Source organism: Rivihabitans pingtungensis (assembly GCF_003201855.1).
In the GTDB taxonomy this organism is placed as follows: Bacteria; Pseudomonadota; Gammaproteobacteria; order Burkholderiales; family Aquaspirillaceae; genus Rivihabitans; species Rivihabitans pingtungensis.
The window spans coordinates 15543-42517 of sequence record NZ_QJKI01000017.1; the positions used below are offsets into that span (position 1 = coordinate 15543).

Genomic DNA, 26975 nt, shown 5'->3' on the forward strand with positions numbered 1-26975 from the left:
CGTTTTGCCATGGGGTCAATATACCTATTGCATAAACTACAGGTATTTTTACTTACCCGCTAGTCAGTTGCTTGTCAGGACTGGATTTGCCATGGTCAGCGTGTGGCAGACGCCGACATGGCAGACGTTGCAGGAACGCGACACACTCTCCATCGGACAGATGCCAACGGCAAAAAACCCTCAAAACCGAAAGCTGGCCAACTGTGTTTGCAGCACCAGCGCCTGTTCGCCCAGGGCGGTGGCGGCGTGGTGAATTTCGCGGGCGTCGTCGGCACATAAGCCCAGCGTGTGGTTGACAACGTCCATCTGGCCGGACATATGCCCGGTGGCGTCGCGGATGCTGTCGCCCTGGTGGGCAGCTTGATCCACACTGGACGAGGCCTGGCGGATTTGCTCGACCATGCCGTTGATGCTGGACAGCGCGCCGCGTGAGTCGGCGTTGAGCTGTTCGGCCTGGCGGCTGCTATCGGCCATGCTGCCCACGGCGCGGTCGATGCCACTGGTGAGCTTGGTCACGATGTCCTGGGTGGCTTTCACCGTGGTTTGTGTGCGCACCGCCAAGGCGCGCACTTCGTCGGCCACCACGGCAAAACCACGTCCGGCTTCGCCGGCGCGGGCGGCTTCGATGGCAGCGTTGAGCGCCAGCAGATTGGTCTGGTCGGAAATTTCACCAATCACCGCCAACACCTGGCTGATTTCGCCAGTATGGGCGTTCAGCGCGTGCAGTTCGTCAGCCAGATGGGCGCTGTTGGCCGAGTTGGCCTGAACCCCCTGCATCATGGCGTCCAACACCTGGCGGGCAGCATCCAGCTGCTGGCTGGTGTGGCGTACTTCGTCGCGCACCTGGCCGGCGATGTCGGCGGCCAGATTGGCCGAGCTGGCAATCTGACTGGAGGCGCTGGCCATGTCGCTCATTTGCCGGGCGCTATGGGCGACTTCTTCCTGCACTTTGCCGGCGCTGGCGCGAAATTGTGCGGCCAGGGCGGCATTGTGCTCGGCCACGTCGCGCGCCTTGCCCAGCGATTGACGCAGTACCTCAAACAAGTGATTCAGTTGCTGGGCCATCTCGCCCAATTCATCGCGACTGGCCACGCGAATGGTGGCGGACAGGTCGCGGCTTTCGGCAATCTGGCCAATCTGGCGGGTGATGCGGCGCAGGCTGGCTGCCAGCAGGCGGGCAAACAGCCAGGAGAGCAGCGCACCAATCAGCAACATGGCCGCGCCAATGCCCAGTTGGCGCCACAAGACTTGCCGCATGGCGGCGGCCACCGAATCGGCGGTGATGTCGGCGCCAATCACATAGCGCTGGCCTTGGGCGCCGCGCATGGGCAGAAACACCGAGCGGAAAGCGCCGTAAGAATCGGTATATTCGTCGCTTTGAATCTGGCCGCTGTCCCAGGCGGTTTTTACCATCGGGCTGGCGTCGGGATAGGCTTCCATATAGTGACCGGCGTCACCCTTGGCCACTTGTTGGGCAGTGGGGCTGTCCATCAGGTAGGCGGCCTTGCCGTCGGGCTGAATGGTGAGCACGTAAAGATAAGCCAGACCCACTTGATCTGCATAACGACGCAGGCGCTGGCTTTGTTCGCGGTATTCGGCCTGGCTCATGGCCTGCGGCTGGCGCTCACGCTCCAGTACGCCGGGGGCCAGCAGGCCAGGTACGGCGTGGGCGGCCACATTCAGCACGCTGTCCAGCCGTTCGATTTCGTCTTGCTGGCGCGCGTAGATGGCATAACTGGTATAGGCCAGCACGGTCAGCAGGTTAATGCAAATCAACATCAACAAAAGTTTGGTTTGCAGCGGCAGGCGCGGTGACCAGCTGGCAGAAGAACGCATGGTGAAATCCTGTTGCGGGACGAGCGGGGGGAGAAATCATACACAGCCCGAACGTTGGGCACGCCCGGTCATGAAGGGGTAATGTTACGGCAATATGCCGATCAGGTCACGCATCTTGCCCGGTGCTGCGCAGCTTGCCGCACATGCCGCGCAGCACCTTGCCTAAGTGCCGCTCACAAACCCTGGCGTTGTTTCGCATGGCAGTCGAGCGTCTGGCCAGCACACTGCGCTGGGTTTTGTAAGCGGCGCGAACGACAGAGGATTGCTCGGACAAGCAGACTCAGGCCTTGGCGCCCATTGCCTGGGCACGGGCCTTGCGGGCGCTCAGGTCGGCGTTGGCGGGGCGCCAGCCGGCCAGTTGTTCGCGACAGATGCTGGCCAGCGCCTCCAGCCATGGCGCGCTGTCGTTCAGGCAGGGAATATAGCGGTATTCGCCGCCGCCAGCGGTCAGAAAGGTTTCCTTGCCTTCCATGGCGATTTCTTCCAAGGTTTCCAGGCAATCGGCGGCAAAGCCGGGGCAGATCACGTCCAGCTTGCCCACCTTCTGCCGACCCAGCTCGCGCAGCACATCGCTGGTATAGGGCTTTACCCATTCGGTACGGCCAAAGCGCGACTGAAAACACACCACATAGTCGCTGGCAGCCAGACCCAGCGCTTCGGCCAGCAGGCGACCGGTTTTGTGGCATTCGCACGGGTAGGGGTCGCCCTTGTCCAGGGTGTAGCGCGGCACGCCATGAAAGCTCATCAGCAGTTTTTCGCCCCGGCCGTGCTGACGCCAATGTGCCTCCACCTGGGCGGCCAGCGCGGCGATATAGGCCGGGTGGTCGTGGTAATGACGCACGGTGCGCACTTCCGGCATATTGCGCAGCTTCATCAGCGCGGCAAAGGCGGCGTCCAGCGCGCTGCCGCTGCTGCTGGCGGCGTATTGCGGATACAGCGGCAGCAGCAACAGGCGCTCCACGCCTTGGGCGCGCAGCTTTTGCACGCCTTGCTCGACCGAGGGCTGGCCGTAGCGCATGGCGAACTCCACCACCACGTGTTCACCGGCCAGCCGGCTGGCCAGGCCTTCCGCCTGACTGCAGGTGTTAACCAGCAGCGGCGAACCTTGCGGCGTCCAGATCGAGGCGTATTTCTCGGCGGATTTGCGCGGGCGGACATTCAGAATCACGCCGTTCAGAATCAGCGCCCACAGCCAGCGCGGCAGCTCGACCACGCGGCGGTCAGACAAAAATTGCTTCAGGTAGGGGCGCAGCGCGCGCGCGGTGGGCGCAGCCGGGGTGCCCAGGTTGATCAGCAGCACGCCCAGGCGAGCCGGGCTGTCGTGTCGAAAACTGGGTTCAGGCAGAAAAGCAGACATCAGGATTCAGCCTCATCATTCAGTAAAAAACCGGGCACATTGGAAACACGGCCCGCGCCGGAGGTTCCGGGCGGGCCGCACAGCGCCAGAGGCCAGCCTCCGGCGCAGAAACGTCACAGGTGGATCAAGCCAGCCAGGCGCGGGCGTTGGCGAACATGCGGAACCACGGGCTGTGCTCGCCCAGGCCTTCCGGGCGCCAGCTCATCTGCACACTGCGGAACACCCGCTCGGGGTGCGGCATCATGATGGTGAAACGGCCATCCGGCGTGGTCAAGCCAGTGATGCCGTCCGGCGAGCCGTTCGGGTTGTGCGGGTAGATTTCGGTCGCGTTGCCGTCATGATCCAGATAACGCATGGCCACCAATGCCTGGGCGCGGGCGTCATCGTTGGCGAATACCGCACGGCCCTCGCCGTGGCTGACCACCACCGGCACCTGCAAGCCCGCCATGCCGGCAAACAGGATGGATGGGCTGTCCGGCACCTCCACCATGGTGAAGCGCGCTTCGAACTGCTCGGAGGCATTGCGGCGGAACTTCGGCCAGTGCTCGGCGCCGGGGATGATTTCCGACAGATTGGACATCATCTGGCAGCCATTGCACACGCCCAGGGCAAACGAATCGTTGCGGGCAAAGAAGGCCTCGAACTGGTCGCGGGCGCGGGCATTGAACAGAATGCTCTTGGCCCAGCCTTCGCCAGCGCCCAGCACGTCGCCGTAGCTGAAGCCGCCGCAAGCGGCCAAGCCCTTGAAGTCGTTCAGCGACACACGGCCTTCGATGATGTCGCTCATGTGCACATCCACCGATTCAAAGCCGGCGCGGTCAAACGCTGCGGCCATTTCCAGCTGGCCGTTCACGCCCTGTTCGCGCAGGATGGCCATGCGCGGACGCACGCCAGTCTGGATAAACGGCGCCGCCGGGTTGGCTTCGGTGTCAAATGGCACGACGGCAAACAGCCCGCCAGTTTCTTCGCTGATCAGGTCGAATTCGCTTTGTGCGCACTCGGGGTTGTCGCGCAGCGATTGCAACTCGGCGCTGGTCTGGCTCCAGGTTTGCAGCAGATCAGTCAGCGCTTGATCAAACACCGTTTCACCGCCCAGGCACAGCGTCAGCGAATCATACTCATCCACTGGCGCCCCCAGCAGGTGCAAGCAAGCGCCCAGGCCAGCCTGCACCAGGCGAGTGACCACGACTTCCAGTTGTGCGGCGTCGATTTGCAGCACGGCGCCCAGTTCTTCGTTAAACAAGGCGGTCAGCACATCGCCATGTTCGCCCTGGGCTTTCACCAAGGTATCCAGCTCGACCACCATGCCGGCACGGCTGGCAAAGCTCATTTCCGCCAGGGTGGCGAACAGGCCGCCGTCCGAGCGGTCGTGGTAGGCCAGCACCAGACCATCGGCATTCAGGTCTTGCAGCGCATGGATAAACGCTTCGAGCTTTTTGCCGTCCACCAGATCCGGCGCTTCGCCGCTCATTTGCTGGAACACCTGCGCATAGGCCGAGCCGGCCATGCGGCTGCGACCTTCGCCCAGGTCCACCAGCAGCAAGGCGGTTTCGGCAATGTCGGTGCGCAGTTGCGGGGTGAGCGTGCGGGTGACGTCGTCCACCGGGGCAAACGCCGAGATGATCAGCGACAGCGGCGAAGTGACGCTGCGTTTTTCGCCTTGCTCTTCCCACACCGTCTTCATCGACAGCGAATCCTTGCCCACCGGGATGGATACCTTCAGCGACTGGCACAGCTCGGACACGGCTTTCACCGTGTCGTACAAGGCCGCGTCTTCGCCGGGGTGGCCGGCGGCGGCCATCCAGTTGGCCGACAGCTTGACCTGATCCAGCCGGCCAATCGGCGCAGCGGCGATGTTCAGCAGCGCTTCGGCCACCGCCAGGCGGCCAGAGGCCGGGGCATCGAAGGCGGCCACCGGGGTGCGCTCACCCATGGCCATGGCTTCGCCGGCCAGGGTGTCAAAGCCCATGGTGGTCACTGCCACATCGGCCACCGGCACCTGCCACGGGCCGACCATCTGGTCGCGCGCGGTCATGCCGCCCACGGTGCGGTCGCCGATGGTGATCAAGAAGCTCTTGCTGGCCACGGCCGGCAGGCTGAGCACGCGCTGCACGGCGTCGTCCAGCGTGTGGCCCACAGTGGAGAACGGGGTGACGGCGCGTTTGACGCGGGCCACGTCGCGGGTCATGCGCGGCGGTTTGCCCAGCAGCACTTCCAGCGACATATCCACCGCGTCGGCGCCCAGCAGCTCGTCGCGCACGCGCAGTTGCTGTTCAGCGGTGGCGGTGCCCAGCACGGCAAACGGGCAGCGCTCGCGTTCGCACAGCGCGGCGAAAGCATCCAGATTGTCCGGGTGAATGGCCAGCACATAGCGCTCTTGCGATTCATTGCACCAGATTTGCATCGGCGACATGCCGGATTCTTCCAGCGGCACGGCGCGCAGATCAATCACGCCGCCACGATTGGAGCCGTGAATCAGCTCGGGCAGGGCATTGGACAGGCCGCCAGCGCCAACATCGTGAATCGACAGAATCGGGTTGGCTTCGCCCAGCTGCCAGCAGCGGTCGATGACTTCCTGGCAGCGGCGTTCGATTTCCGGGTTGCCGCGCTGCACCGAGTCGAAATCCAGGTCTTCGGCATTGGCGCCGGTGTCCATCGACGACGCCGCACCGCCGCCCAGGCCGATCAACAGGCCAGGGCCGCCCAGCTGGATCAGCAGCGCGCCTTCCGGCAGTTCGTGTTTGTCGATCTGGCCGCCCTGGATATTGCCCAGGCCACCAGCGATCATGATCGGCTTGTGATAGCCGCGCATCTCGCCGTGCACTTCGGCTTCAAAGGTGCGGAAGTAGCCAGCCAGGTTGGGGCGGCCGAATTCGTTATTGAACGCCGCGCCGCCAATCGGGCCATCCAGCATGATTTGCAGGGCCGAGGCAATGCGCGAGGGCTTGCCGCAGCCGGTGTCTTCCCACGGCTGGATAAAGTCCGGGATATTCAGGTTGGAGACGGTAAAGCCAGTCAGGCCCGCCTTGGGGCGCGAGCCGCGGCCGGTGGCGCCTTCGTCGCGGATTTCGCCGCCCGAGCCGGTGGATGCGCCAGGGAAGGGCGAAATCGCCGTCGGGTGGTTGTGGGTTTCCACCTTCATCAGGATATGGGTCGGCTCTTCGTGGTAAGCGTAGCGATGACTGCCGCTTTCCGGGTAGAAACGGCCGACGGTGCGGCCTTCGATCACCGACGAGTTATCCGAATACGCCACCAGCGTGCCGTGCGGATGCGCCTTGTGAGTGTCGCGGATCATGCCGAACAGGCTTTTGTCTTTGGCCTTACCGTCGATCACAAAGGTGGCGTTGAAAATCTTGTGGCGGCAGTGTTCCGAGTTGGCCTGAGCGAACATCATCAGCTCGACGTCGGTCGGGTTGCGGCCGATGGCGGTGAAGTTTTCCACCAGATAATCAATTTCGTCCGGCGACAGCGCCAGGCCGAATTCGCGGTTGGCGGCTTCCAGCGCGGCGCGGCCGCCAGCCAGCACGTCGACGGTGCGCAAGGGCTGCGGCGCGACATGCGAGAACAGCCGCTCGGCGTCGTCCAGCGCGCCCAGCACTTGTTCGGTCATGCGGTCGTGCAGCAGCGCGGCCAGCTGCTGGCGCTGCTCGGCAGTGAGCTCGGCGCCGCTGACCCAGTAGGCCACGCCGCGCTCGATGCGCTCGACCACGCCCAGGCCACAATGGCGGGCGATGTCGGTGGCCTTGGACGACCACGGCGAGATAGTGCCGATGCGCGGCACGGCCAGAAACAGCTCGCCTTGTGGGGCGGGTTCGAGCTGCGGCTCACCATACGTCAGAATGCGCGCCAGGGTGGCGGATTCCGCCCCATCCGGCTGTGCCGACACCTCGGCGAAGTGCCAGTATTCTGCGGCAATTGTCAGGGTTGGCAATCCGGCTTCAGAGATGGCACGATGCAGTTTGTCGGAACGAAACGCAGACAGCGCGGCGCCGCCGCGAAGCTTGAGAATGGAAGGCATTGAGGGAACTCGCAGCAACGGGTAAAAAACGGTCATAATACATCAAAACGCCGTCCGTTTCGAGCGGGATTGCGACGCGAAAATTTGCTAAACCACGGATTAAATTGAATTATTACAGGAGCCAGCATGAAAAAAATCGAAGCCGTCATCAAGCCGTTCAAACTGGACGAAGTGCGTGAGGCGCTGTCGGCGCTGGGGGTGAATGGCCTGACCGTCACTGAAGTAAAGGGTTTTGGCCGCCAGAAAGGCCATACCGAGCTGTATCGCGGCGCTGAATATGTGGTGGATTTTCTGCCCAAAATGAAGCTGGAAGTCGTACTGCCGGATGATCGCGTCGAGCAGGCCATCGAAGCCATCCTCAACAGCGCACGCACCGGCAAAATTGGCGACGGCAAGATTTTTGTGTTCGACGTCAATCAGGTGGTGCGCATCCGCACCGGCGAAACTGGCGAATCCGCCGTTTAAGTCGTCTTGCTGGCCCATCGCCCTGAGCGAATGGGCCACGCCTCGCTGATTCACACAGCGAACAAAATTCATCTGGCGTTGTTGTGCGTCCTTGCCAGACGATGTGTACTGTCTGCGGTCGCAGGTCTGGCCAGGCACGCTGCGCTGAGTGCTGTGAGCCGTCCCTTCATTCTGATTTTTCCGACATCCAGACCGCCCCAGGCCTGTTATCATGCCGATCCATTGATGACATTGCCGTTGGCGAGTTGCCATGATGCCTCTGCGTATTTTGCTGGCCGCCTGTCTGGTTAGCGCTGCCCTGCCCGTGCTGGCCACGCCGCAAGTGGCCTGCCACTATAGCTATGGTGGCGAAACCCACACCCTGCGCGCTGCGCCCAGCGCCTCGCCCTACACCGTGGACAGCGTGCCGGTGGGCTCGTATTTTCATTTTCGCGTGGTATTGCGCACCCGGCCGGCGGATTTGGCCAGTGTCGAGGTGTACACCTACGCCGACCGCGACGAAGACGGCCTGGCCTTGATTCACCAGGCCAGCTATCCCTTTCCGCCGGCCCGCCAGCCTGGCCGGCAATATGGCTTCAGCGGTCGCCACCGGGTGTACGAGCCGGTGCGCGACGGTGAGCTGAGCTATTGGTGCGAGCGCCTGTCATGAGCAAATCATTGAAAAACACGCTGGCCTGCGCCAGTGCCTTGGCCGCCCTGCTGGCCGGCCCGGCGCAGGCCGAGGCGCAGTTGCGGCTGAATCTGGTGGGCGATGTGATGCTGGACGACGGCCCCGGCAAGGTGATTGCCGACGGCCGCGACCCATTTGCGCCGATGGCCGCCCTGCTGGCCGATGCCGATTACACCATCGGCAATCTGGAAACCCCGGTTGCCACCACTGGCCGGGCGATGGACAGCAAGATTTACACCTTCCGCGCCCATCCGCGCGTGCTGCCGGTGCTCAAGCGCCACCTGCACGCGGTGGCGCTGGCCAATAATCACTCGGGCGACTACGGCAAAACCGCCTTCAGCGAAACGCTGGCGCTGCTCAAGCAACACGGCATCCCGTATTTTGGCGGCGGCGCCAATCTGCGCGAGGCGCACGCGCCGCTGTGGCTGGAAAAATCCGGCCTGCGCGTGGCCTTGCTCAGCTACAACGAATTCAAGCCGCGCGCATTCGAGGCCGGCGCTCAGCAGCCAGGCATTGCCTGGAGCGAAGACGCCCAGGTGATCAGCGACATCCGCGCCGCGCGCGCTGCCGGGGCCGACTTGGTGATTCCGTTCATGCATTGGGGGTGGGAGCGGGAAACCACGCCCAGCGCCCGCCAACGCCAGCTGGCGCGGCGGATGATCGACCACGGCGCCGACGCGGTGGTGGGCGGCCATCCGCATGTCACCCAGGGCGCAGAAACCTATCGCGGCAAGCCGATTATCTACAGCCTGGGCAATTTTGTGTTTGACGGCTTTGACCGCCAGGCAGAAAAACGCGGCTGGCTGCTGCGCATGACGCTGACCCGCCACGGCGTGGCGCGCTGGGACACCGTGGCGGCGGATATGGACGCCGAAGGCATTCCGCATCCGGCAGCACACGCCTCGCCGTGCGGCGTGGCCGGCGACGCCAGGGTGCATGCCTGCCTGAACGGCGCGCGCGTCGCGCCGTAAGATCGACTCAGTGGCCGGCGCAGCCGCAACCGCCGCCGCCACCCCCTCCACAACCGCCGCCCGAGCCTTCTGCGCCGGGCAGATCCACGGTGAAATCAATCACCACTTGTTCGCTATCGCGCTGCTGATAGGCCAGGCGGATTTGCTCGCCGTAGCGCTGCTGGATTTGCCCCAGCAGCGGCAGCGGATCATGATCATTCACAAAGCGCATGGTTTCACCATGGCTGAGCGATTCCAGCGCACCAAAAATGGCTGCGTGGCGAAAGCGCTTGGCGATGCCACGCGCGTCGAACAGATGAATTTGCGAGGTTTGCATGTGGGATTCTCCGGTAAACACAGGGAGCACTGTGCCATGACCGAGCCTTTGGCCGCCTTGAGCGCGGATAAGAATTTCCCGACCGTGCTGGTGGTGTACGCCAGCCAGAGCGGCCGCACCGCCCGCCTGGCCCAGGCCGCCGCCGATGGCGCGCGCCAGGCCGAGCCCGGTGCGCGGGTGTGGCTGCGCCCGGCGCTGGAAGCCTGCGTGGAGGATTTGCTGGCCGCTGATGCGCTGCTGCTGGCTACGCCAGAGAACTTTGGCTATATGGCCGGCGCGCTGAAAGATTTTTTTGATCGCACCTACTACCCGGCGCAAGGCCGCTGCCAGGGCCTGCCCTATGCAGTGATGGTGTGCGCCGGCAATGACGGCCGTGGCGCGATTGCCGCCATCGAGCGCATTGCCATTGGTTACGGCTGGCGCGCCGTGGCGCCGCCCTTGCGTGTGGTGGGCGAGCCCGATGCGCAAGCGCTGGCCGACGCCGCCGAACTGGGCGGCGGCCTGGCGGCCGGGGTGGCCTTGGGCATCTGCTAGTAGCCAGTCACGTTGAAACACGAGGGTTCATGTGTCACGACGAACCTCTCTCCGCATGACACCAAGTCATTCCCGCGCAGGCGGGAATCCTGGCGTGTCCACAGCGTAGCGCAGGCCAGTCAGTTCAAATCATGTTAACTGACTACAAGGGCAGGCACGGGGCCTGCTCTTCAGGAACGTTTCGCTGAATTTTGTGAGCAGAACTAAAAAAACAGGGCCAGCGCCTTGGCAGCGTTGGCCCTGTTTTCTGTCAGACGCAAAGTCTGAGCTGCCGTTGCTTGCTCCGCTTAACGCCAGAACTGATACCACGGCATATCCTGATACACCCACGGGGTTTTCAGGTAGCGGCTGTTCGGGTAGTTTTGCGCCAGCACGCGGCGGCTGTCGTCGGCCAGCGGCTTGAGCTCCAGCTCGGTGTAGGCGGTGGCCATCAGCGCCAGCGCTTCTTCCACGTACGGCGTGTTGGAGAACTCCCGAATGGCGGCCTGGGCGCGGTTGGCCGCCGCCAGATAGGCCTTGCGCTTCATATAGTAGCGCGCCACATGCATCTCGTTGGCGGCCAGCGCATCCACCAGAATGATCATCTTCTTGCGTGCGTCGTCCACATACTGGCTGTCCGGGTAACGCTTGATCAACTCGCCAAACGCCTGGAAAGCCTCACGGCCGGCGCGCGGGTCACGTTCGGACAAATCCTGCCCGGTCCAGCGGGTCAGCAGCGATTCGTCTTCGTTGAAGTGGATCAAGCCCTTCAGGTAATAGATGTAATCCAGGTTGGCGTGCGCCGGGTGCAACTTGATAAAGCGATCGCAGGCAGCCAGTGCCATTTGCGACTCTTTATCCTTGTAATGGGCGTAAGCCAGGTCCATTTGGGCCTGTTGGGCATAGCGACCGTACGGAAAGCGTGCTTCCAGCGTTTCATAGAGTTGCACGGCACGGGTATAATTGCCGCTGTTCAACTCGTCGCGGGCTTCGCCGTACAGCCGTTCAACCGGCCAGCCTCGCGTTTCATCTGCAGGTCCCTTGGTGGACGAACAAGCCACCAGGCCTGCTGTCATCAGCATTGCAGCTACGATTTTTTTCATGAGCCATCCTTACGACAATTCCGAAGATTATAACGACTTATCCGAAAACCGTGTCGTCCAGATACCGACGGAATTCGCCGGAGAGCGGCTCGACGCCGCACTGGCCAAACTGTTCCCGATGTACTCGCGCTCCCGGCTGCAACAATGGATCAAGGACGGCCACGTGCTGCTCAATGGCGAGCCGGCGCTGGGCAAGCAAAAAGTCTACGGCGACGAGCAAATCCTGCTGGACGCCCCGCCGCCGCCCGAGCTGACCGCCTTTACCGCCGAAGAGATTTATTTTCCGGTGGTGTACGAAGACGAGCACCTGCTGGTGATCGACAAACCCGCCGGCCTGGTGGTGCACCCGGCCGCCGGCAACTGGTCGGGCACCTTGCTCAACGGCCTGCTGCACTACTGCCCCAGCCAGGCCCAGCTGCCGCGCGCCGGCATTGTGCACCGCCTGGACAAAGACACCAGCGGCCTGATGGTGGTGGCAAAAACCCAACTGGCGCAAACCGACCTGGTGCGCCAGCTGCAAGCGCGCACCGTCAAGCGCCACTACCGCGCCGTGGCCGACGGCCTGGTGCGCCAATCCGGCACGATTGACGCCGCCATCGGCCGCGACCCGCGCAACCGCCTGAAAATGGCCGTGCTCAGCTTTGGCGGCAAACCGGCCATCACCCATGTGGAGGTCATCGAGCGCCTGCAACACCACAGCCTGGTGGAATGCCGGCTGGAAACCGGCCGCACCCACCAGATTCGCGTGCACATGCAAAAAGCCGGACACCCGCTGGCCGGCGACCCGCTGTATGGCAACCCGCGCCACGCCATGAGCGATGCCGCCCGCGAAGCGGTCAACCTGCTGGGTCGCCAGGCGCTGCACGCCTTCCGCCTGGCCCTGGTGCACCCGGCCACCGGCGAAACCATGCAGTGGAAATCCCGCCTGCCCGCCGACATGCGCGCCCTGCTCACCGTGCTGCGCAGCGAAATGCACGGCAAGGCGCTGCCGCTGGACGACGACGACTTTGACGATGAGGATGATGGCGACTGGGAGATTATTTACACCCGCGAAGAGTAAGCCCAAGCCGGCGCTGACCCGGGCCAGCGCCGGCCATCCGCATGGCATCGGGGCTAGGCAAAAGCCCGGCAAGCCGGTATAGTTATGAGTTCCGGAAGCGTGGCTGAGCGGTTTAAGGCAGCGGTCTTGAAAACCGTCGGGGATGCGAGTCCCCCGTGAGTTCGAATCTCACCGCTTCCGCCAGATCGATAAAAACCCCCTGATTTTTCAGGGGGTTTTTATATTTAGCGCTTTGCCAAAGCCTGCCGCACCCGCACAGCCTCCTCATCCTCTGCCGGGCGCGTTAATAACCACGCCTCGGCCGCCGCCATCAACGCCGTATCCTCGGCGTAATGCGGCAATACATTGGCGCACACACGCCCCCAGCCGCCACGGCGGCTGCGCGTCTCCTCCAGCCAACGCCGTCCTTGCGCCAGCAAGGGCTGGTCCTGCGTGCGTGTTTCCCATAGCGCCTGCCACATATAGCCCCAAGACATATCATGGCGCCAGCGCGGAGCACTCAGCCACGCCTGCCCTTGCTGCGCAAGCACAGGGTCATCAGGCGTGACTCGCCACAGGGCTTGCCAGACAAAAGTCCATGATTTGTGCTCAGCCGGCGCCCGCTGCAACCATTCCCGCGCCAACGCCGCCAATGCCGCATCGTTCGGCGCCGCTTGCCACAGCGCTTCCCACACAAACGCCCATGAAGCATGCTCAGCCGGCGCCCGCTGCAACCATTCCCGCCCCAGCGCCGCCAATGCCGCATCGTTCGGCGCTGCTTGCCACAGAGGACCCCAAATGAAGGCCCAAGATGGGCCAGATTGCGTATCTGCTCGGCGCATCCAATCATTGGCCAGCGTGCGCAGTGGCGTATTCGGATGATGCGCCTGCCCCCATGCGGCCTCCCAGATATAGCTCCATGCCGGCAGCGTCGCCGGGGCTTGAGCCAGCCAGGTTTGCACAGCGGGCAGAGCGGCTTCGCCTGCTGATTGCAGGCAATGCTCCAGCCATAGGCCAGGATGCTCGCTGGGGTGCTGGGCATAATAATTGGCCAGGCTCAGCGCCAAGGCGGGGTCGTGGGTGAGGGTGAGGCAATATTGGGCCAAAGACTGCCATTTCGGCCATTGGCGCGCGTCCAGGCGACGCAATAGCGCCAGCACGGTATCTGTGGCGGCCGCATCGTGCGCGTTGGCGGGTGGGGTGGCCAGCAGGCGGCACACCAGGCCCAGGCCGGGCTCGTCTTGCTGAATGGCGTTTAGCCGATGGATGGCTTGCGCGCGCGGGCGGTTGGGCAGTTGGGCAACCAGCGCGGGCAGCTCGGTTTCTGCCGCCACCCATGGCGCCAGCGCGCTAAGCGAGCCCTGCGTTAAGTCGGGCCGTTGGTGATGGATGTCCGCCAGGGTTTGCGCGGCGTCGGCGGCGCTCAGTCTGCCGGCGTAGGGCAGCGATGGCCGGGTCTGGCTATAGGCGATGGCCCACAGCACGGTGTTGCGCTGGCTGTCTTCGGCTGCGTGCTGTAGCCAATCCAGCGCGGCGTTCACCAGGTGCTGGCGACGGGTGGCGGCGTGCTGGCCTGGTGGAAACCAGGTTTGATAGATGGCATCCACCAGATGGGGATGCGCCAGCCAGACGCCGGGGCGGCGCGCTTGCCCAGCGGCGGCAGACAGCGGGCGGGCATCAGACAAGACGCGCAGGTGCTGGTCTTGAGTGAGCGCGCTCAGGCGGTCGCGCAAAACAGCGTCCAGACGCTCCAGCGCGGCAGGGCAGTAGCCAATATACAGGCGATTGGCCGCCAGAATCTGGGCGACGTGTTTTTCCAGTTCGCCGCTGTCGTCCCAGGCTTTCAGCCGCTGGCGAAAGTGCCAGGCAAATTCCGTCAATGGTTCAGCATGCCGCCATTCAAAAAACAACTGCACCAACAGCAAATTTTCATCATGCTCGGCGTAGTGTGGCGCAGGCCGGCTGGTGCGCCGGGTAAACCAGTGGCGCATATCGGCCAGCTCAGCAGGGGATTCAATAGGCAGGTCGTGCCGGCTCACCCGCAATTGCCCAGCCATCTGTTCTTCAAAACGTATGGCTTGTTCGCTGGGGCCGCAGCATAAAAACACCGGCAGCTCATCGCCCCGGCGTTGCGCCACCAGGTCTTGCAGGGCATCCACAGCGGCTTGCCAGGCGGCCAGCGCCTGGCTGTCGGGCAACAGAAAGGGGTCGTCCAGCGCAATAATCACCGGCGCTTCCCGGCTGTCTTCCGAGTGCAGCACCCGCGCCAGCGCCACGGCGTCTGGCAGCAGGTTCACGCTGTTGCCCAGCCATAAAATGTGGTCAAAGCCGGCCTGATGCAGCTGGCCCAGCACATGTAACAGCGCCACGCTTTTGCCGCAGCCAGAACGCCCGCCCAGCCAAAATACGGCGGGCAGGGGTCGGGATTGGCTGGCCTGCTGGTGAATCCAGCGCTCGGCCTTGTCTGCCAGCGTGGCATACAAGGGGCGCGTAAAAAAACAGCCGTCCGCCAGGTCTTGCGGTGTGGGTTGCTGGCCTGTCAGTACGCTATCTTCGCGGTCGTCACACACCACATCGGCTGGCGGCCGAAAATGGGGCCGCCACATCATGATGCCTGGCGGCAGCGCGCCATGGGTTTTTGGCGCTTGATGCAAGTCGTTGTAAATGCGTTCCGCCAAGGCTTGGCCATCGCGGGTGCGCTCTATGCTCAGGCCATGCGCCAGCCAGCTTTCCAGCAGGGTGAGGGGCGTCGCCGCATAAATCGGCTGGCTCACCAGTTGTGTGAGAATGGCGGCGCGCACATTGTGGCGATGCACCACCTGAACCCGCTGCAAAAAATCCGCCAACTGCGCCGGCTCAGCCGGATGATCAGGTTGCCAGTCAGGCAGATGCGCATCGGGTTGGCCGTCTATTTGTTCGGCGCACACTTCGTAGTGCGCATCGCGGGCCAATTCGGGCGCGTCGGACAGCGCCAGGATGTGGATGAGCCATAACTCCGCCAGCGCAGCAGACAATGTGCGGCGATCCAGTCGGCGTTTGACTTGAATGCACAGCCAATGCGTGCTGTTTGCCTCAAAACGCAGGTGGTCGGACAGCGTTTCGTTCAGTTGCAGGGCAGATTGGCCGGGGCGATACGCGTCAATCGTTTGCTGAATGCTGATCAGCAGCTGGTAATGAAATCCAGACAAGGCCCACCAGCCGCCATGCGCGTGGCGGGGCTGGCGTTGGCGCCAAAGGTCAATCAGGGCATGGATAGGATGGGAGGGCATGGCCGCGCACTTTGCATCAGGGATCATGCCAAGAGTGTAAAGGCAAGCTGATGGGGATGGCCAGTTGCTTGGCGCTGCTAAACAGGCCATACAGAACGACAGCCGCCGCGCCAGCTCAGGTGTTGTTCACCGCATCGCACGCACCACACATGCTTGGGCGTTCAATGCCCAATCGACACCCCGCCCACCAGGCTGTCTTTGGCGTAGCTGGCGGCGTCGAGTTCGTAGAGCTCCACCGAGATTTGCACATGCACATCGGCCAGGGTGGGCAGTTGCTGGCGCAGGGCGTGCAGCACGGCTTGGGTAAGGTCGGCTTTTTGCTGGTCGGTGCGGCCGGGCATGATGGCGATGCGGGCGTGGATAAAGCCGCGTCCGCTGTCGGCCAGGCCCACTTGAAACACCGAGCAGGCGATGATGCGGCTTTTGATGTCGATTTCCTGAAACAAGCCGCTGGCGTCCAGCATCTGGTTGACGTGGGTCAGGGCGGCGCGGGGGTCAAAGCCGGGCAGGTTGTCGGAATATTCAATGGTGAGGTGGGGCATGGTGGTTTTTCCTGGTGGTGAAAGACGATTGTAAGGGCGCTAGCGCGCGGGGCGCTTGGCTTTTGTGAGGCGGGCGGGCATGATGCCGGCCGTTTGCTTTTGTGGAGTTCACCATGCGCATTGCCATTCTCAACACCGGCGGCACCATCAGCTGCGTGGGCGCGCCCTTGGCGCCGATGCCGGCGGCCGAGTTTGCCGCCGCCTGCCAGCGCCTGCTGGGGCCGTGGCTGGCCATGCGGCATGCCCGCTTGCAGCTGGATTTTCCGGTGGATTTGCGCTTTCCGGGTTCGGCCAGCGGCACGCTGGACAGCACCAATCTGCAACCCACGGATTGGCTGCGCATGGCGCGCTGGGTACTTGCCCATTACACCGAGTACGACGCCTTTGTGGTGTTGCACGGCACCGACAGCATGGCGCACAGCGGCGCGGCCTTGTCTTTTTTGCTGAATGGCTTTGCCGCCGATGGCCAACTGAGCGCGGCGCTGTCGCGGCCGGTGCTGCTGACCGGCTCGCAACTGCCTTTGTTTGCGCAAAGCGCCGCTGGCCTGACGCTGAACGCGCAGGGCGACGCGCTGGCCAATCTGGATGGCGCGCTGCGCGCCTGCCAGCGCGGCGTGTGCGAGGTGGCGGTGTATTTTCAGCGGGCGCTGTGGCGCGGCAATCGGGTGCTGAAAACCGACGCGCAGGCGTTTGCCGCCTTTGCCGCGCCCAATGATTTGCCCTTGATCGAAGACGGGCTGGAATGCCGGGTGCATGGCGAGCGTTTTTTGCCGCCGCCGGCCAGCCCGGCGCGCAGCCTGGAATCCCCGGCCGCCCGCGCCGCCCAGCTGGCGCTGCTGGATGCCTTGCAAGCCCGCTTGGCGGCCCATCCGGTGTGGACGCTGCTGGCGCAGCCGGCCGACGGCCAGGCCAATCCGCTGGCGCAGGCCATTCACGCGGCGGTGGCCGCTGGCGCGCGCGGCCTGCTGTTGCTGGGCTATGGCGCGGGAAACTTCCCCAGCGGCGACGCCAGCGAGCCGGCGCGCGGCGCGGTGTATCAGGCGCTGGCGCAGGCGCGCCAGCAGGGCGTGCAATTGGTGGGCGGCACGCAAACGCCGCATGGCGGGGTAAATGGCCAGATCTACGCCGCGGGCGCCTGGCTGGCGCAGCTGGGTGCGCTCAACCCCGGCGACATGACCCCGGTGGCTGCACAGGTCAAGCTGAGCGTGTTATTGGCCCTGGCCGAGCTGCATGGCTGGTCGGCAGCGCAGGTGGCCATGTTGTTCCAGCGCGCCTTGCTGGGCGAAATGCGCGACGCCACCCTGCTGGACAGCCGTCGGGGCGGCGTGTTGCGCCCCGGTGAGGCTTTGCTGAGCCAGGATGGCGGGGCGAGCGTGTCTTTGTCGCTGGATGACGGCCTGCGCCTGTGCGCCGCCGATGGCCGCCTGCTGTGGCAAGCGCCCGGCAGTGCCCAGGCCAGCTTGCTGCGACTGGGGCTGGATGGCGCGTTGAGTCTGCTGGGGCGCAGCGGCGAAACCCTATGGGTCACGCCGCCGCTGGGCGGCGCGGCGGCCTGGCTGCGGCTGGATGGCCAGTGCGCCGATGGCTCGCTGACGCTGCGCCTGGGCGACGCCGGGGCCGACATCGGCCGGGTGTTGTGGTCGGCGGCGGATGGCCAGGGCGCGCTGGAAAGGTAAGCATGGCGTACGCATGCCTGGCTCTGAACGAGAGCAGGGCACTGAACGGTAGAATGCTTGAGGGGCATCTGGCCCATGCTGATGGAGTTTTCTAGGTGATTTTACGGCTTTTGGACACTGTCCAATCAGCATGCTTCGTGCTAAGCTGATGTTGCAATGCACAAAATTACACGGGCACGCGGCGCATGGCTTGGCGCTGCCCGGACATCAGAGGGAATCCATCATGCATGCCCTGCTCGCTCATGCCCGCCTGATGGCGGACTACAATCAATGGATCAACACCCGGCTGTATGCGGCGGCGGCAGAATTGCCGCACGATATGCTCACCCAGGATCGCGGCGCGTTTTTCCGCTCGGTGCTGGGCACGCTCAACCACATCATGGTGGGTGATCGGGTGTGGTTGTCGCGCTTTGCCCGCCACCCGGCCCGCCATGCCGCGCTGGAATCGTTTCGGCGCATGTCCGCCCCGCAGCGGGTGGATGTGATGCTGCACGACACCCTGCCGGAGCTCACCTTGGCCCGCCATCAGCTGGATCAAACCATCATCGACTGGTGTACCGAGCTCAACGCCGACGCGCTGGCGCATCCGCTGGCCTACCAAAGCCTGAAGGGCGTGCCAGCGGTGCGGCCGATGGGCAGCCTGATGATGCATTTTTTTAATCACCAGACCCACCATCGCGGCCAGGTGACCACCCTGCTGTCGCAATGTGGCGTGGACATCGGCGAAACCGACCTGCTGGGCCTGATTCCGCAGTGTGACGAAGAGCCGGTATGAGCGCGTTTGCCGCCCGCGCGGCGACGCTGGCTGATTTGCCTGTGGTGTGCAGTTGGGTGGACGACGCCGATACGCTGTTTTATCTGCATCCGCGCGCGCAGTTTCCGCTGACCGTGGCCCAGCTGGCCGAGGCCTTTGCCGCGCGCGAGCTCAACACGGTGTTGCTGGCCGATGGCGCGCCCGTGGCGTTTGCCAATTGCTACCGGCACACGCCGGGCGAGTGCGCGATGATAGGCAATGTGATTGTGGCGCCGGCCTGGCGCGGTCGCGGCGCAGCGCGCGCCTTGCTGGCCGCCATGGCGCAGCAGGCCATCGCCCGCTGGCAGGTGCGCGAGCTGGGGGTGTCGTGCTTTAACGGCAATGTCGCCGGCCTGCTGTGTTATCCGGCGCTGGGCTTTGCCCCGCACGCGGTGGAAGCGCGCCAGCGCGATGGCCAGCCGGTGGCGCTGCTGCATTTTCGGGCGTCGGCGGCGGCCTTGGCCGCCACGGTGGAACCCTGTTCACCACCGGCAGTCTGAACCGCTTTATCCTTGCCGGAGCGTGATCCCATGCGTTTTTCTGTGCTTGCCCCCTTGGCGCTGGCCAGCGTTTTGTTCAGCGCAGGCGCGCTGGCCGAGCCGCTGAACTACAACCAGATTCAGCTGGGCGCCGACGCCCGCCGCGAAATCAATAATGACACCCTCAATGCCGTGCTGTTCACCGAAGACAGCCACGCCAGCCCGGCGCGGCTGAGCGCCGTGCTCAACGAGCGCATGGCCGCCGCGCTGAAAATCGCCAGCCAGCATGGCAAGGTCAAGGCCAGCAGCGGCCAGCTGTCCACCTGGCCGGTGTACGACAACAACCAGCGCGTCACCGGCTGGCGCGGCCGCGCCGAGCTGCGCCTGGAAAGCCGCGACATTGAACAAGCCTCGCAGCTGATTGGCCAGTTGCAAAACCAGCTGCAAATTGCCCAGGTGGGCTTTAGCGTGTCGGACGAGGCACGGCGCAAGGTGGAATCCGAGCTGATCCCGCAGGCGATTGGCGCGTTTCGCGACAAGGCGCGGCTGATTGTGCAGGCGCTGGGCGGACGCGACTACCGCCTGGTGGAAATGCGCGTGGATCAGGCCGGCCAGCCGGGCTTGCAGGTGTTTCGCGCCCAGCGCGCGATGAAGGCCGGCGCGCCGATGATGGCCGCCGAAGCCGCGCCCAGCTTTGCGCCGGGGGTGAGCGAAATCAGCGTGCAGGTGCAAGGCACGGTGCAAACCGCGCCGTAAATCCGGGTGAGGCGGCGCTGACACAGAAAACCGTCAATGGCCGCCCACAGCATGCGGCGAGTGTGGCAAGATACTGCACACCCTCCATCCCGAAATACTGTTTGCAGCCCCATGAAAATTCTCAGTTCATTGACCAGCCCTTACGGCCGCAAGGCACGCATTGTCCTGCTGGAGAAAAAAATCGACTGCCAGCTGGACGTGGACATCCCCTGGGATGAAGACAGCCAGGTGCCTGAATACAATCCGCTGGGCAAGGTGCCGGTGCTGGTGCTGGATGACGGCACCGCGCTGTACGATTCGCGGGTGATTGTCGAATACCTCGACAAGCTCTCGCCAGTGTCGCGCCTGCTGCCGGCAGAAAGCCGCCCACTGGCGATGACCAAGCGCTGGGAAGCGCTGGCCGATGGCGTCATCGACGCCGCCGTGGCCATCTACCTGGAAAAACAACGCGAATCCACCCAGCAGAACCCCGGCTGGATCGAGCGCCAGTTTGGCAAAATGCGCCGTGGCCTGGCTGCCATGTCAGCAGATCTGGGCGAGAAAACCTGGTGCAATGGCGAATCCTACAGCCTGGCTGATATCGCGGTTGGTTGCAGCCTGAACTACCTGGATCTGCGCTTTGCCCATATGAATTGGCGTGAGCAATATCCCAATCTGGCTGCGCTAATGGCCAAGCTGGAAGCACGTCAGTCTTTCATCGACACCCGCCCGCCAGTGCTGTAACCCCTTCCCGCCCGCCGCCCCTTCGGGGACGACGGGCGGCTTGCTTTGGCCCCTTGGCGGCCCCCCCAAGATCACAGCGGCTCACAAAACGCTCACAAAATCCCATGCTGCGATTTCAGCAGGGTTTGGTGAGTCGCGCTGGCGAGCTTAGCCGCCACAGCGCCGCCGCGTCGCCCACGCGGAGCGCACCGCCTCGGCACTGGTGCAGGGGGCGGTGAATTCATCACGCCAGCGCCGGCCGGCGGCGTCCACCCCATCAGCGCCATAGGCGTCCACGCCTAATACGGTGCCCCCTGTCTCGGCGGCCAGCTCGTCCAACAAGTGCTGTTCGTCATCCAGGCTAAGCTGAGGCGCGCCCAGATAGGCCTCGCCGCTCACCCAGCCGGCGGCGGCAAAGCCGCCAATCACCCGCAGCCGCTCGGGGCGGAGGCGCCAGAAGGCAAAATCGCCCAGTTGCAGATACTGTTCCGCCGCCGCATGCAGGCGCAGGCAGCGCGCGCGTTCTGCCGCGCTGAGCGTCAGCGGTTCGGCGCGGCCGATCAGCGTCAGCCGTGGCGCACCCTCGGTCGGGGCGAAAGGGTCCACCAGCAACAGGCTGGCGCGGGCGTCGGCGCTCAGGTTGCGGGTGTGCTCAGCCAGCCGGCTGATCAAGAACACCGGGCTGCCGTCGGCCAGCGCGACGAGATTGACGGCGGACGCGAACGGCCAGCCGTCCAGCTCGGCCGACAGGGTGGCCAGCGCGCCCTGTGACGCGCGGCGCAACAGCCGTTGCGCCAAATGATAGGGTTCTTTCATGCAATCTCCATGCGCGAACAAATTCAGGGTAAAAAGACCGGGATGGGCAGGCCATTTGGCCGGATGGCGGTGTGACACTTTGCCTGTGGCGCAAGTGATGGTAAAGTGCCCACCGGCTTGATGTTGCGGTGCAGCATAGTCCATGTGCGCATCCCGCGTCGGCCCCATCGCAGGCATGCCGCCGCCCTTGCCGGCGGCCATGAAAAAATAGAGGAATAGATACAATGACAAAAGATGTTGTGGTGTTGAGCGCCGTGCGCTCGGCTGTGGGCACGTTCAATGGTTCGCTGGCTGGCCTGGAGCCGTCCGATCTGGCGGGCCGCGTGATGAAAGAAGCCATCGCCCGTTCTGGCGTGGACGCCCAGTCGATCAACTACGTGACCGTGGGCAACTGCATCCCCACCGAGTCGCGCTTTGCTTACGTGGCCCGCGTGGCCTCGATCCAGGCCGGCCTGCCGATGGAATCGGTGGCGATGGCGGTGAACCGTCTGTGCTCGTCCGGCCTGCAAGCCGTGGTCAGCACCGCGCAAAGCATCATGCTGGGCGATTGCGAATACGGCATTGGCGGCGGCGTGGAAGTGATGTCGCGCGGCGCGTACATGCTGCCGGCGCTGCGCAGCGGCGCGCGCATGGGCAACACTCCGGCCATCGACATGATGGTGGACACCCTGACCGATCCGTTTGGCGTGGGCCATATGGGCATCACCGCGGAAAACCTGGCCAGCAAGTGGGGCATCAGCCGCGACGAGCAGGACGCCTTTGCGCTGGAATCGCAACAGCGCGCCGCCAAAGCCATCGCCGAAGGCCGCTTTGCCGGCCAGATCGTGCCCATCGTGCTGAAGAGCCGCAAGGGCGAAACCGTGTTCGACACCGACGAACACCCGCGCGCCACCACGCTGGAGTCGCTGGCCGCCATGAAGCCGGCGTTCAAGAAAGACGGCACCGTCACCGCCGGCAACGCCTCGGGCCTGAACGATGGCGCCGCCTTCCTGGTGCTGGCCGACGCCGCCGCCGCCGCCAATTCCGGCTACAAGCCGATGGCGCGCCTGGTGTCGTACGCCGTGGCCGGTGTGCCCAATGATGTGATGGGCGAAGGCCCGATCCCGGCCACCAAGCTGGCGCTGAAAAAAGCCGGCCTGAGCCTGGACCAGATCGACGTGATCGAATCCAACGAGGCGTTTGCCTCGCAGGCGCTGGCCGTGGCCAAGGGCCTGGAGCTGGATCTGAGCAAGACCAACGTCAACGGCGGCGCCATTGCCCTGGGCCACCCGGTGGGCTGCTCGGGCGCGCTGATCGCCACCAAGGCGCTGCACGAGCTGCACCGCGTGCAAGGCCGCTACGCGCTGGTGACCATGTGCATCGGCGGCGGCCAGGGCATTGCCGTGGTGTTTGAACGCCTGTAATCCCCCGCTGCGCTGAAAATCACGCGCCCCCGTCCGGTGATGCCGGCGGGGGCGTTGTGCATGAGGCGCCGAGAAGCGCGAACACAATGCAGCGAAGCGATCCTGGCTGGGCGTGTGCAGACACGGCAAGGTCACGCCACAACGCCAGGCGCATTGTGTGAGCGCTTTTTACACCGGCCACACCATCTGGCCGTGCACACCGTTTACCCCGGTCAGCACAAAACCCAGGCGTTGATACAGCAGCAGGGCGCGCGGGTTGTTCAGTTCCACCAACAGGCTGAGCTGCGTGCAACCCAGCGCGGCGGCGTGCGCGTGGCAGGCGGTCAGCAGCGCGCTGCCCAGGCCGTGGTTGCGGCTGGCCGGTTGCAGCAGGATATCCAGGATGTGCAGGTCGTCACCATGTTGTTGCAGGTATAAGCGACCGACACACTGCCCATGCTGTTCCACCACTCCCCAGGCCAGTGGGCCCTCCAGCAGCCGGTAATGCTGGCGCTGTGCGCGGCATTGCTGGCTGGCCAGTTGCTGGCAATCCGCCAGCGGCAGGCCGCCGACGATGAATTGTTCGATGCGCCATTGCTGATATAGCTGGTCTACCGCCAGTTGGTCGCCCGACTGACGGGCACGCAAACGCACACCCTGCGCGTCCAGGGCGGCGGGCAGGGTGGGCAAGCTCAGGGGATCACACATCTTCTCAAGGCATCCTGGCGCCACCCTGCGGTGGCGCCGTACAGGCCATCAGGCCGGGACTTATGTCTGAAAACCGCGCACCGAGGTTTGCAGGTTGGCGGCCACCGTGTGCATATCGTGGCTGGCCTGGGCGGCGGCATCCACGGCGGCGGCGTTGTCGCTGGCACTCTGGGCAATGTGTTCGATGCGCAGGGCAATGTCGTTGCTGGCCAGGCTTTGCTCTTTGAGCGCCAGCGAAATATCGTTGACCGTGCTGACCACTTCGTCAGTGCGTCCTTCGATCACGGCAATGGCCGTACCACCTTCGCGCGCCAATGCCACGCCGGCGCCCATCTGCTCGACAGCGGCATCCATGCTCTGGCGCGACTGGCCAGACAATTGCTGGATGCGGCTGATCTTGTCGGTGATTTCGCCAGTGGCCTGGCTGGTGCGTTCGGCCAGCTTGCGTACTTCATCGGCCACCACGGCAAAACCACGCCCCTGTTCGCCGGCGCGCGCGGCTTCAATGGCAGCATTCAGCGCCAAGAGATTGGTCTGGTCGGCCACATCGCGGATCACGCCAACAATCGAGCTGATGCCAGATACATCGTCCACCAGTGTGGTCAGGGTATGCGAAGCGGCTTCGACCGAATCATGAATCTTGGCCATTTCTTCTGCCGCGCGGCGTACCACACGGCCGCTTTCGCGCGACTGCACACCGGCCTGCTGACTGACTTCCCGCGCCTGACCGGCGTGGCTGGCGATTTCGTTGATGCTGACGGTCATTTCTTCTACCGATGCCGCCATTGACGAAGCGGATTCACTTTGCTGGCTGGCCGATTGCGACAGCTGACCCACATGGCCGGACAGCCCTTGTGACATATTCATCAGCCGGTGCGCCTGATCGGCCACCTGACTGACCATGGTGCGCAATTGCTGCTGCATGCCGGCGATGGCTGCGAGCAAGCCCTGGTTGTCGTGCTGAACCGGAGTATTGAGGTTGCCGGCGGCAATGCTGGCAACCACTTGAGCCGCATAGGCGGGCTCGCCACCCAACTGGCGGACAATATTGCGGGCAATCAGCAAACCGATAACCACCAGTGTCAGGGTGCCAAAACCGACGATGACCAGCAGGCTGATGGCCGACTGCAGGATTTCCCGATTGACGTCGTCGATATGCTGACCAGTGCCCACTGCCCATTTCCAGCGCGGGCTGGCCAGCACCTTGGAGATTTTTTCGCTTTCTTCGCTGTCGCCCGGCTTGACCCAGTCATACGCCGCCAGGCCGCTGCCATTGGCCAGTGCCTGAGCAAACAGCTCGCCCAGATTGCGCCCCTTGGCATCTTTGAGCTTGTAGACGCTGGTGCCGTCCAAGGCGGGCTTGATCGGGTGGCCAACGTAGTTCATCTGGGCGTCAAAGATGAAAAAATAGCCATCCTTGCCATAGCGGGCAGCCATCACTGCCGTTTTGGCGCGCGCCTGTGCCTCGGCTTCGCTGAGCTTGCCTTGGCTGGCGGCGTCTTCGTAGTGGGTGATGATGCGCAAGGTGCTTTCGGTCAGCCAGGTCAGCTTGCCGATACTGGCGGCGCGCAGCGCCTGATATTCCGAGCGCAGCACCATGCCACCCAAGGTCAGAAAGCCGACCACCGCCAGAACAACCAGGGTCAGCAACTGTGTGCGAACAGACAGATTTTTCATGGATGCGTGAGTTCCTGCTGCGCATGCGCCGTGCCGATGCGGCCTGGCCGAGCATGCTTTATAAGTAATAAACAAAAGTTCAACAGTATACGCCGATGCCTGACGGACTGTGAGCAGAAATCCTGCGATATTCCCCTGCCAGCAAAAGGTGTATTTCCCGCCAGGGCGAGCACCATCTGTCAGGAAACCTCCCCGTATGCCGAAAAACCCAAAGGTCGATCAAAAAATGACAATTGAAATTGTACTTTAGCCAAGTTGATGAATGAACGCAGGTTTTTTTGTTGTGGCAGCGATGGGGTGCCCTGCACGATGCGGTGGGATTTTTTAAGAGTATCACGAGCCAAGCTTAAATTAAGCTGAATGACACAAGCTATGCCAGGCAAAGATTTTTGGTAGATTTACTTAATTGACATCAAATGTGAAGCAATTGTTTCTGCCTCAACATATAGCAAAATAATATGTCAGCCTGGGATATTGTGGGGGACATGCAACAGTGGCAAATCGGCATGGCCCTGTGCACTGCGACAACCTCGCCCGCATCCTGCCGTTCCGGCCACATGGCAGGCTGGGTGACGGCCTGCTTTCAATGAGAAAACGGCGGCAACTGGCGGGGGACTGCGCGATTTTGCAGGCGCACATAGTGTGGCAAGCCATTGACAAACGGAGGCCAGGCCTCGCCCTGAATCAGCGGCGCCAGGTAGCGTCGGCAAGCGTCAGTGATGTGAAATCCTTCGGCACTGATGAATTCCTTTGGCATGAATTTTTCCACATTGGCCACGTCTTCCAGTGCCGCCATCCCCAGCGTCCATTGGTAAGGCACATCGCTGAGACGCACGATGGTCGGCATCACCCCGCCATGACCGGCCAGCGCCAATTCCACGGCTCGCGCGCCCAGTGCCCAGGCCTGCTCGACATCCACTGCCGAAGCCAGATGGCGGGCCGCGCGTTGCAAATAATCGGCCACGGCCCAATGGTATTTATAACCCAATGCGCTCTTGACCAGATTGGCCAGCACCGGCGCCACGCCGCCCAGCTGGGCATGGCCAAAGGCATCGGTCAGCCCGCTTTCGGCAATAAAGCGGCCATCGGCCTGGCGAATGCCTTCTGACACAGCCACCACGCAATAGCCGTGGCGCTGTACGCAGGCATCCACTTGATCCAGAAACGGCTTGGGCTCAAACGGAATTTCCGGAAACAGCAACAAATGCGGCGGCTCGCCTTCGGCTTCACTGGCCAGGCCACAGGCGGCGGTGATCCAGCCAGCATGGCGGCCCATGACTTCCAGGATAAACACCTTGGTGGAGGTCTTGGCCATGGACGCCACATCGTAGCCCGCCTCACGAATTGAAGTGGCTACGTATTTGGCGACTGAGCCAAAGCCCGGACAGCAATCGGTGATGGGCAGGTCGTTGTCTACGGTCTTGGGGATATGGATGGCCTGGATCGGGTAGCCCAGTGCCGCAGACAGTTGGGCCACTTTCAGGCAGGTATCGGCAGAATCACCCCCGCCATTATAAAAAAAGTAGCCAATGTCATGTGCCTTGAACACTTCGATCAGACGCTGATATTCCGCCCGATGCTGTTGCAGATCTTGCAGCTTGTAGCGACAGGAGCCAAACGCCCCGCCGGGGGTGTGGCGCAGGGCAGCGATGTCAGCAGCGGACTCGTGGCGGGTGTCAATCAGGTCTTCATCCAGCGCGCCCAGAATGCCGTTGCGCCCGGCGTATACCGTTCCGATGCGCGTAGGGTGCTGACGGGCGGTTTCGATCACCCCGGCTGCCGAGGCATTGATCACGGCGGTGACGCCACCGGATTGGGCATAAAAAGCGTTCTTGCAGCGCATGGCACGCTCCCGAGCAGGTGTGATGGTGCCAGTGTAAAACAAAA

Annotated in this window: 22 protein-coding genes and 1 tRNA gene; 12 read left to right on the forward strand and 11 right to left on the reverse strand. The window is 63.5% G+C overall.

Going from position 1 to position 26975, the window contains the following annotated elements:
• Positions 1 to 180 precede the first annotated feature (180 nt).
• The 3 genes from DFR34_RS17160 to purL form a co-directional block, all read right to left on the reverse strand.
• Positions 181 to 1836, reverse strand: coding sequence for a methyl-accepting chemotaxis protein (locus tag DFR34_RS17160; RefSeq protein WP_110391375.1), 1656 nt, complete (start codon positions 1834 to 1836; stop codon positions 181 to 183).
• 280 nt (positions 1837 to 2116) lie between these two features.
• A complete protein-coding gene (gene hemH / locus DFR34_RS11870; protein ID WP_110391376.1) occupies positions 2117 to 3193 on the reverse strand; it encodes a ferrochelatase in 1077 nt (358 codons plus the stop codon).
• A 124-nt stretch (positions 3194 to 3317) separates the two neighbouring features.
• Positions 3318 to 7211, reverse strand: a complete 3894-nt coding sequence (purL, locus tag DFR34_RS11875; protein ID WP_110391377.1) for a phosphoribosylformylglycinamidine synthase — start codon at positions 7209 to 7211, stop codon at positions 3318 to 3320.
• Positions 7212 to 7337: 126 nt separating this feature from the next.
• On the opposite strand from purL, the gene DFR34_RS11880 reads away from it, so the two are divergent.
• From DFR34_RS11880 to DFR34_RS11890, 3 genes are all read left to right on the forward strand, one after another.
• Positions 7338 to 7676, forward strand: coding sequence for a P-II family nitrogen regulator (locus DFR34_RS11880; protein ID WP_110391378.1), 339 nt, complete (start codon positions 7338 to 7340; stop codon positions 7674 to 7676).
• Between the two features lie 250 nt (positions 7677 to 7926).
• Positions 7927 to 8325, forward strand: a complete 399-nt coding sequence (locus tag DFR34_RS11885) for a hypothetical protein (RefSeq protein ID WP_211309391.1) — start codon at positions 7927 to 7929, stop codon at positions 8323 to 8325.
• Positions 8322 to 9317 carry a CapA family protein gene (locus DFR34_RS11890; RefSeq protein ID WP_110391379.1) on the forward strand — a complete coding sequence of 332 codons (996 nt, stop codon included), beginning with the start codon at positions 8322 to 8324 and terminating at the stop codon, positions 9315 to 9317. The genes DFR34_RS11885 and DFR34_RS11890 overlap by 4 nt, the downstream gene beginning before the upstream one ends.
• A 7-nt stretch (positions 9318 to 9324) precedes the next feature.
• Here DFR34_RS11890 and DFR34_RS11895 read toward each other — a convergent pair whose 3' ends face one another.
• Positions 9325 to 9633 (reverse strand): DUF2249 domain-containing protein, encoded by a 309-nt coding sequence (locus DFR34_RS11895; protein WP_110391380.1) that lies wholly within the window; start codon positions 9631 to 9633, stop codon positions 9325 to 9327.
• 36 nt (positions 9634 to 9669) lie between these two features.
• On the opposite strand from DFR34_RS11895, the gene DFR34_RS11900 reads away from it, so the two are divergent.
• Complete coding sequence (locus tag DFR34_RS11900; protein WP_110391381.1) at positions 9670 to 10167, forward strand: flavodoxin family protein; 498 nt, start codon at positions 9670 to 9672, stop codon at positions 10165 to 10167.
• 287 nt (positions 10168 to 10454) lie between these two features.
• Here DFR34_RS11900 and DFR34_RS11905 read toward each other — a convergent pair whose 3' ends face one another.
• Complete coding sequence (locus tag DFR34_RS11905) at positions 10455 to 11249, reverse strand: outer membrane protein assembly factor BamD (protein WP_110391382.1); 795 nt, start codon at positions 11247 to 11249, stop codon at positions 10455 to 10457.
• Here DFR34_RS11905 and rluD point away from each other — a divergent pair.
• Both rluD and DFR34_RS11915 read left to right on the forward strand, forming a co-directional pair.
• The gene (rluD, locus tag DFR34_RS11910) at positions 11248 to 12309 is read left to right on the forward strand and encodes a 23S rRNA pseudouridine(1911/1915/1917) synthase RluD (protein WP_110391383.1); all 1062 of its coding nucleotides are present in this window, start codon (positions 11248 to 11250) and stop codon (positions 12307 to 12309) included. The two genes, DFR34_RS11905 and rluD, sit on opposite strands and share 2 nt — an antisense overlap.
• 93 nt (positions 12310 to 12402) lie before the next feature.
• Positions 12403 to 12492: transfer RNA gene (locus DFR34_RS11915), tRNA-Ser, on the forward strand.
• Positions 12493 to 12533: 41 nt separating this feature from the next.
• Here the strand turns inward: DFR34_RS11915 and DFR34_RS11920 are convergent.
• Together DFR34_RS11920 and DFR34_RS11925 are read right to left on the reverse strand one after the other, a co-directional pair.
• Entirely contained in the window at positions 12534 to 15557 is a 3024-nt protein-coding gene (locus DFR34_RS11920) for a hypothetical protein (protein WP_146215134.1), read from the reverse strand.
• Positions 15558 to 15718: 161 nt separating this feature from the next.
• Positions 15719 to 16099, reverse strand: a complete 381-nt coding sequence (locus tag DFR34_RS11925) for a 5-carboxymethyl-2-hydroxymuconate Delta-isomerase (RefSeq protein ID WP_110391385.1) — start codon at positions 16097 to 16099, stop codon at positions 15719 to 15721.
• A gap of 113 nt (positions 16100 to 16212) precedes the next feature.
• Here DFR34_RS11925 and DFR34_RS11930 point away from each other — a divergent pair, with 113 nt between their 5' ends.
• The 5 genes from DFR34_RS11930 (at position 16213) to DFR34_RS11950 (ending at position 20526) form a co-directional block, all read left to right on the forward strand.
• A complete protein-coding gene (locus tag DFR34_RS11930) occupies positions 16213 to 17775 on the forward strand; it encodes an asparaginase domain-containing protein (protein WP_110391386.1) in 1563 nt (520 codons plus the stop codon).
• Between the two features lie 223 nt (positions 17776 to 17998).
• A complete protein-coding gene (locus tag DFR34_RS11935; protein ID WP_110391387.1) occupies positions 17999 to 18550 on the forward strand; it encodes a DinB family protein in 552 nt (183 codons plus the stop codon).
• A complete protein-coding gene (locus DFR34_RS11940; protein WP_110391388.1) occupies positions 18547 to 19068 on the forward strand; it encodes a GNAT family N-acetyltransferase in 522 nt (173 codons plus the stop codon). The genes DFR34_RS11935 and DFR34_RS11940 overlap by 4 nt, the downstream gene beginning before the upstream one ends.
• A 30-nt stretch (positions 19069 to 19098) precedes the next feature.
• A complete protein-coding gene (locus tag DFR34_RS11945) occupies positions 19099 to 19803 on the forward strand; it encodes an SIMPL domain-containing protein (RefSeq protein WP_110391389.1) in 705 nt (234 codons plus the stop codon).
• Positions 19804 to 19914: 111 nt separating this feature from the next.
• The gene (locus DFR34_RS11950) at positions 19915 to 20526 is read left to right on the forward strand and encodes a glutathione S-transferase N-terminal domain-containing protein (protein ID WP_110391390.1); all 612 of its coding nucleotides are present in this window, start codon (positions 19915 to 19917) and stop codon (positions 20524 to 20526) included.
• Between the two features lie 147 nt (positions 20527 to 20673).
• On the opposite strand, the gene DFR34_RS11955 is transcribed toward DFR34_RS11950, so the two are convergent.
• The gene (locus tag DFR34_RS11955) at positions 20674 to 21321 is read right to left on the reverse strand and encodes a HugZ family pyridoxamine 5'-phosphate oxidase (protein ID WP_158281807.1); all 648 of its coding nucleotides are present in this window, start codon (positions 21319 to 21321) and stop codon (positions 20674 to 20676) included.
• 224 nt (positions 21322 to 21545) lie between these two features.
• On the opposite strand from DFR34_RS11955, the gene DFR34_RS11960 reads away from it, so the two are divergent.
• The gene (locus DFR34_RS11960; protein ID WP_110391392.1) at positions 21546 to 22724 is read left to right on the forward strand and encodes an acetyl-CoA C-acyltransferase family protein; all 1179 of its coding nucleotides are present in this window, start codon (positions 21546 to 21548) and stop codon (positions 22722 to 22724) included.
• A 168-nt stretch (positions 22725 to 22892) separates the two neighbouring features.
• Here the strand turns inward: DFR34_RS11960 and DFR34_RS11965 are convergent, their stop codons facing one another.
• From DFR34_RS11965 to DFR34_RS11975, 3 genes are all read right to left on the reverse strand, one after another.
• A complete protein-coding gene (locus tag DFR34_RS11965; protein WP_110391393.1) occupies positions 22893 to 23411 on the reverse strand; it encodes a GNAT family N-acetyltransferase in 519 nt (172 codons plus the stop codon).
• A gap of 60 nt (positions 23412 to 23471) precedes the next feature.
• Positions 23472 to 25088, reverse strand: a complete 1617-nt coding sequence (locus DFR34_RS11970) for a methyl-accepting chemotaxis protein (protein ID WP_110391394.1) — start codon at positions 25086 to 25088, stop codon at positions 23472 to 23474.
• A 583-nt stretch (positions 25089 to 25671) separates the two neighbouring features.
• The gene (locus DFR34_RS11975; protein ID WP_110391395.1) at positions 25672 to 26931 is read right to left on the reverse strand and encodes a 6-phosphofructokinase; all 1260 of its coding nucleotides are present in this window, start codon (positions 26929 to 26931) and stop codon (positions 25672 to 25674) included.
• Positions 26932 to 26975: the final 44 nt, after the last annotated feature.

Coding starts and splice junctions, on each gene's coding strand:
- DFR34_RS11965 (WP_110391393.1), bottom strand. CDS start 23,411: ATGTGTGATCCCCTGAGCTTGCCCACCCTGCCCGCCGCCCTGGACGCG.
- DFR34_RS11960 (WP_110391392.1), top strand. CDS start 21,546: ATGACAAAAGATGTTGTGGTGTTGAGCGCCGTGCGCTCGGCTGTGGGC.
- DFR34_RS11955 (WP_158281807.1), bottom strand. CDS start 21,321: ATGAAAGAACCCTATCATTTGGCGCAACGGCTGTTGCGCCGCGCGTCA.
- DFR34_RS11880 (WP_110391378.1), top strand. CDS start 7,338: ATGAAAAAAATCGAAGCCGTCATCAAGCCGTTCAAACTGGACGAAGTG.
- DFR34_RS11925 (WP_110391385.1), bottom strand. CDS start 16,099: ATGCCCCACCTCACCATTGAATATTCCGACAACCTGCCCGGCTTTGAC.
- DFR34_RS11950 (WP_110391390.1), top strand. CDS start 19,915: ATGAAAATTCTCAGTTCATTGACCAGCCCTTACGGCCGCAAGGCACGC.
- DFR34_RS11905 (WP_110391382.1), bottom strand. CDS start 11,249: ATGAAAAAAATCGTAGCTGCAATGCTGATGACAGCAGGCCTGGTGGCT.
- purL (WP_110391377.1), bottom strand. CDS start 7,211: ATGCCTTCCATTCTCAAGCTTCGCGGCGGCGCCGCGCTGTCTGCGTTT.
- DFR34_RS11975 (WP_110391395.1), bottom strand. CDS start 26,931: ATGCGCTGCAAGAACGCTTTTTATGCCCAATCCGGTGGCGTCACCGCC.
- DFR34_RS11900 (WP_110391381.1), top strand. CDS start 9,670: ATGACCGAGCCTTTGGCCGCCTTGAGCGCGGATAAGAATTTCCCGACC.
- DFR34_RS11935 (WP_110391387.1), top strand. CDS start 17,999: ATGCATGCCCTGCTCGCTCATGCCCGCCTGATGGCGGACTACAATCAA.
- rluD (WP_110391383.1), top strand. CDS start 11,248: ATGAGCCATCCTTACGACAATTCCGAAGATTATAACGACTTATCCGAA.
- DFR34_RS17160 (WP_110391375.1), bottom strand. CDS start 1,836: ATGCGTTCTTCTGCCAGCTGGTCACCGCGCCTGCCGCTGCAAACCAAA.
- DFR34_RS11970 (WP_110391394.1), bottom strand. CDS start 25,088: ATGAAAAATCTGTCTGTTCGCACACAGTTGCTGACCCTGGTTGTTCTG.
- DFR34_RS11920 (WP_146215134.1), bottom strand. CDS start 15,557: ATGCCCTCCCATCCTATCCATGCCCTGATTGACCTTTGGCGCCAACGC.
- hemH (WP_110391376.1), bottom strand. CDS start 3,193: ATGTCTGCTTTTCTGCCTGAACCCAGTTTTCGACACGACAGCCCGGCT.
- DFR34_RS11885 (WP_211309391.1), top strand. CDS start 7,927: ATGATGCCTCTGCGTATTTTGCTGGCCGCCTGTCTGGTTAGCGCTGCC.
- DFR34_RS11890 (WP_110391379.1), top strand. CDS start 8,322: ATGAGCAAATCATTGAAAAACACGCTGGCCTGCGCCAGTGCCTTGGCC.
- DFR34_RS11895 (WP_110391380.1), bottom strand. CDS start 9,633: ATGCAAACCTCGCAAATTCATCTGTTCGACGCGCGTGGCATCGCCAAG.
- DFR34_RS11940 (WP_110391388.1), top strand. CDS start 18,547: ATGAGCGCGTTTGCCGCCCGCGCGGCGACGCTGGCTGATTTGCCTGTG.
- DFR34_RS11930 (WP_110391386.1), top strand. CDS start 16,213: ATGCGCATTGCCATTCTCAACACCGGCGGCACCATCAGCTGCGTGGGC.
- DFR34_RS11945 (WP_110391389.1), top strand. CDS start 19,099: ATGCGTTTTTCTGTGCTTGCCCCCTTGGCGCTGGCCAGCGTTTTGTTC.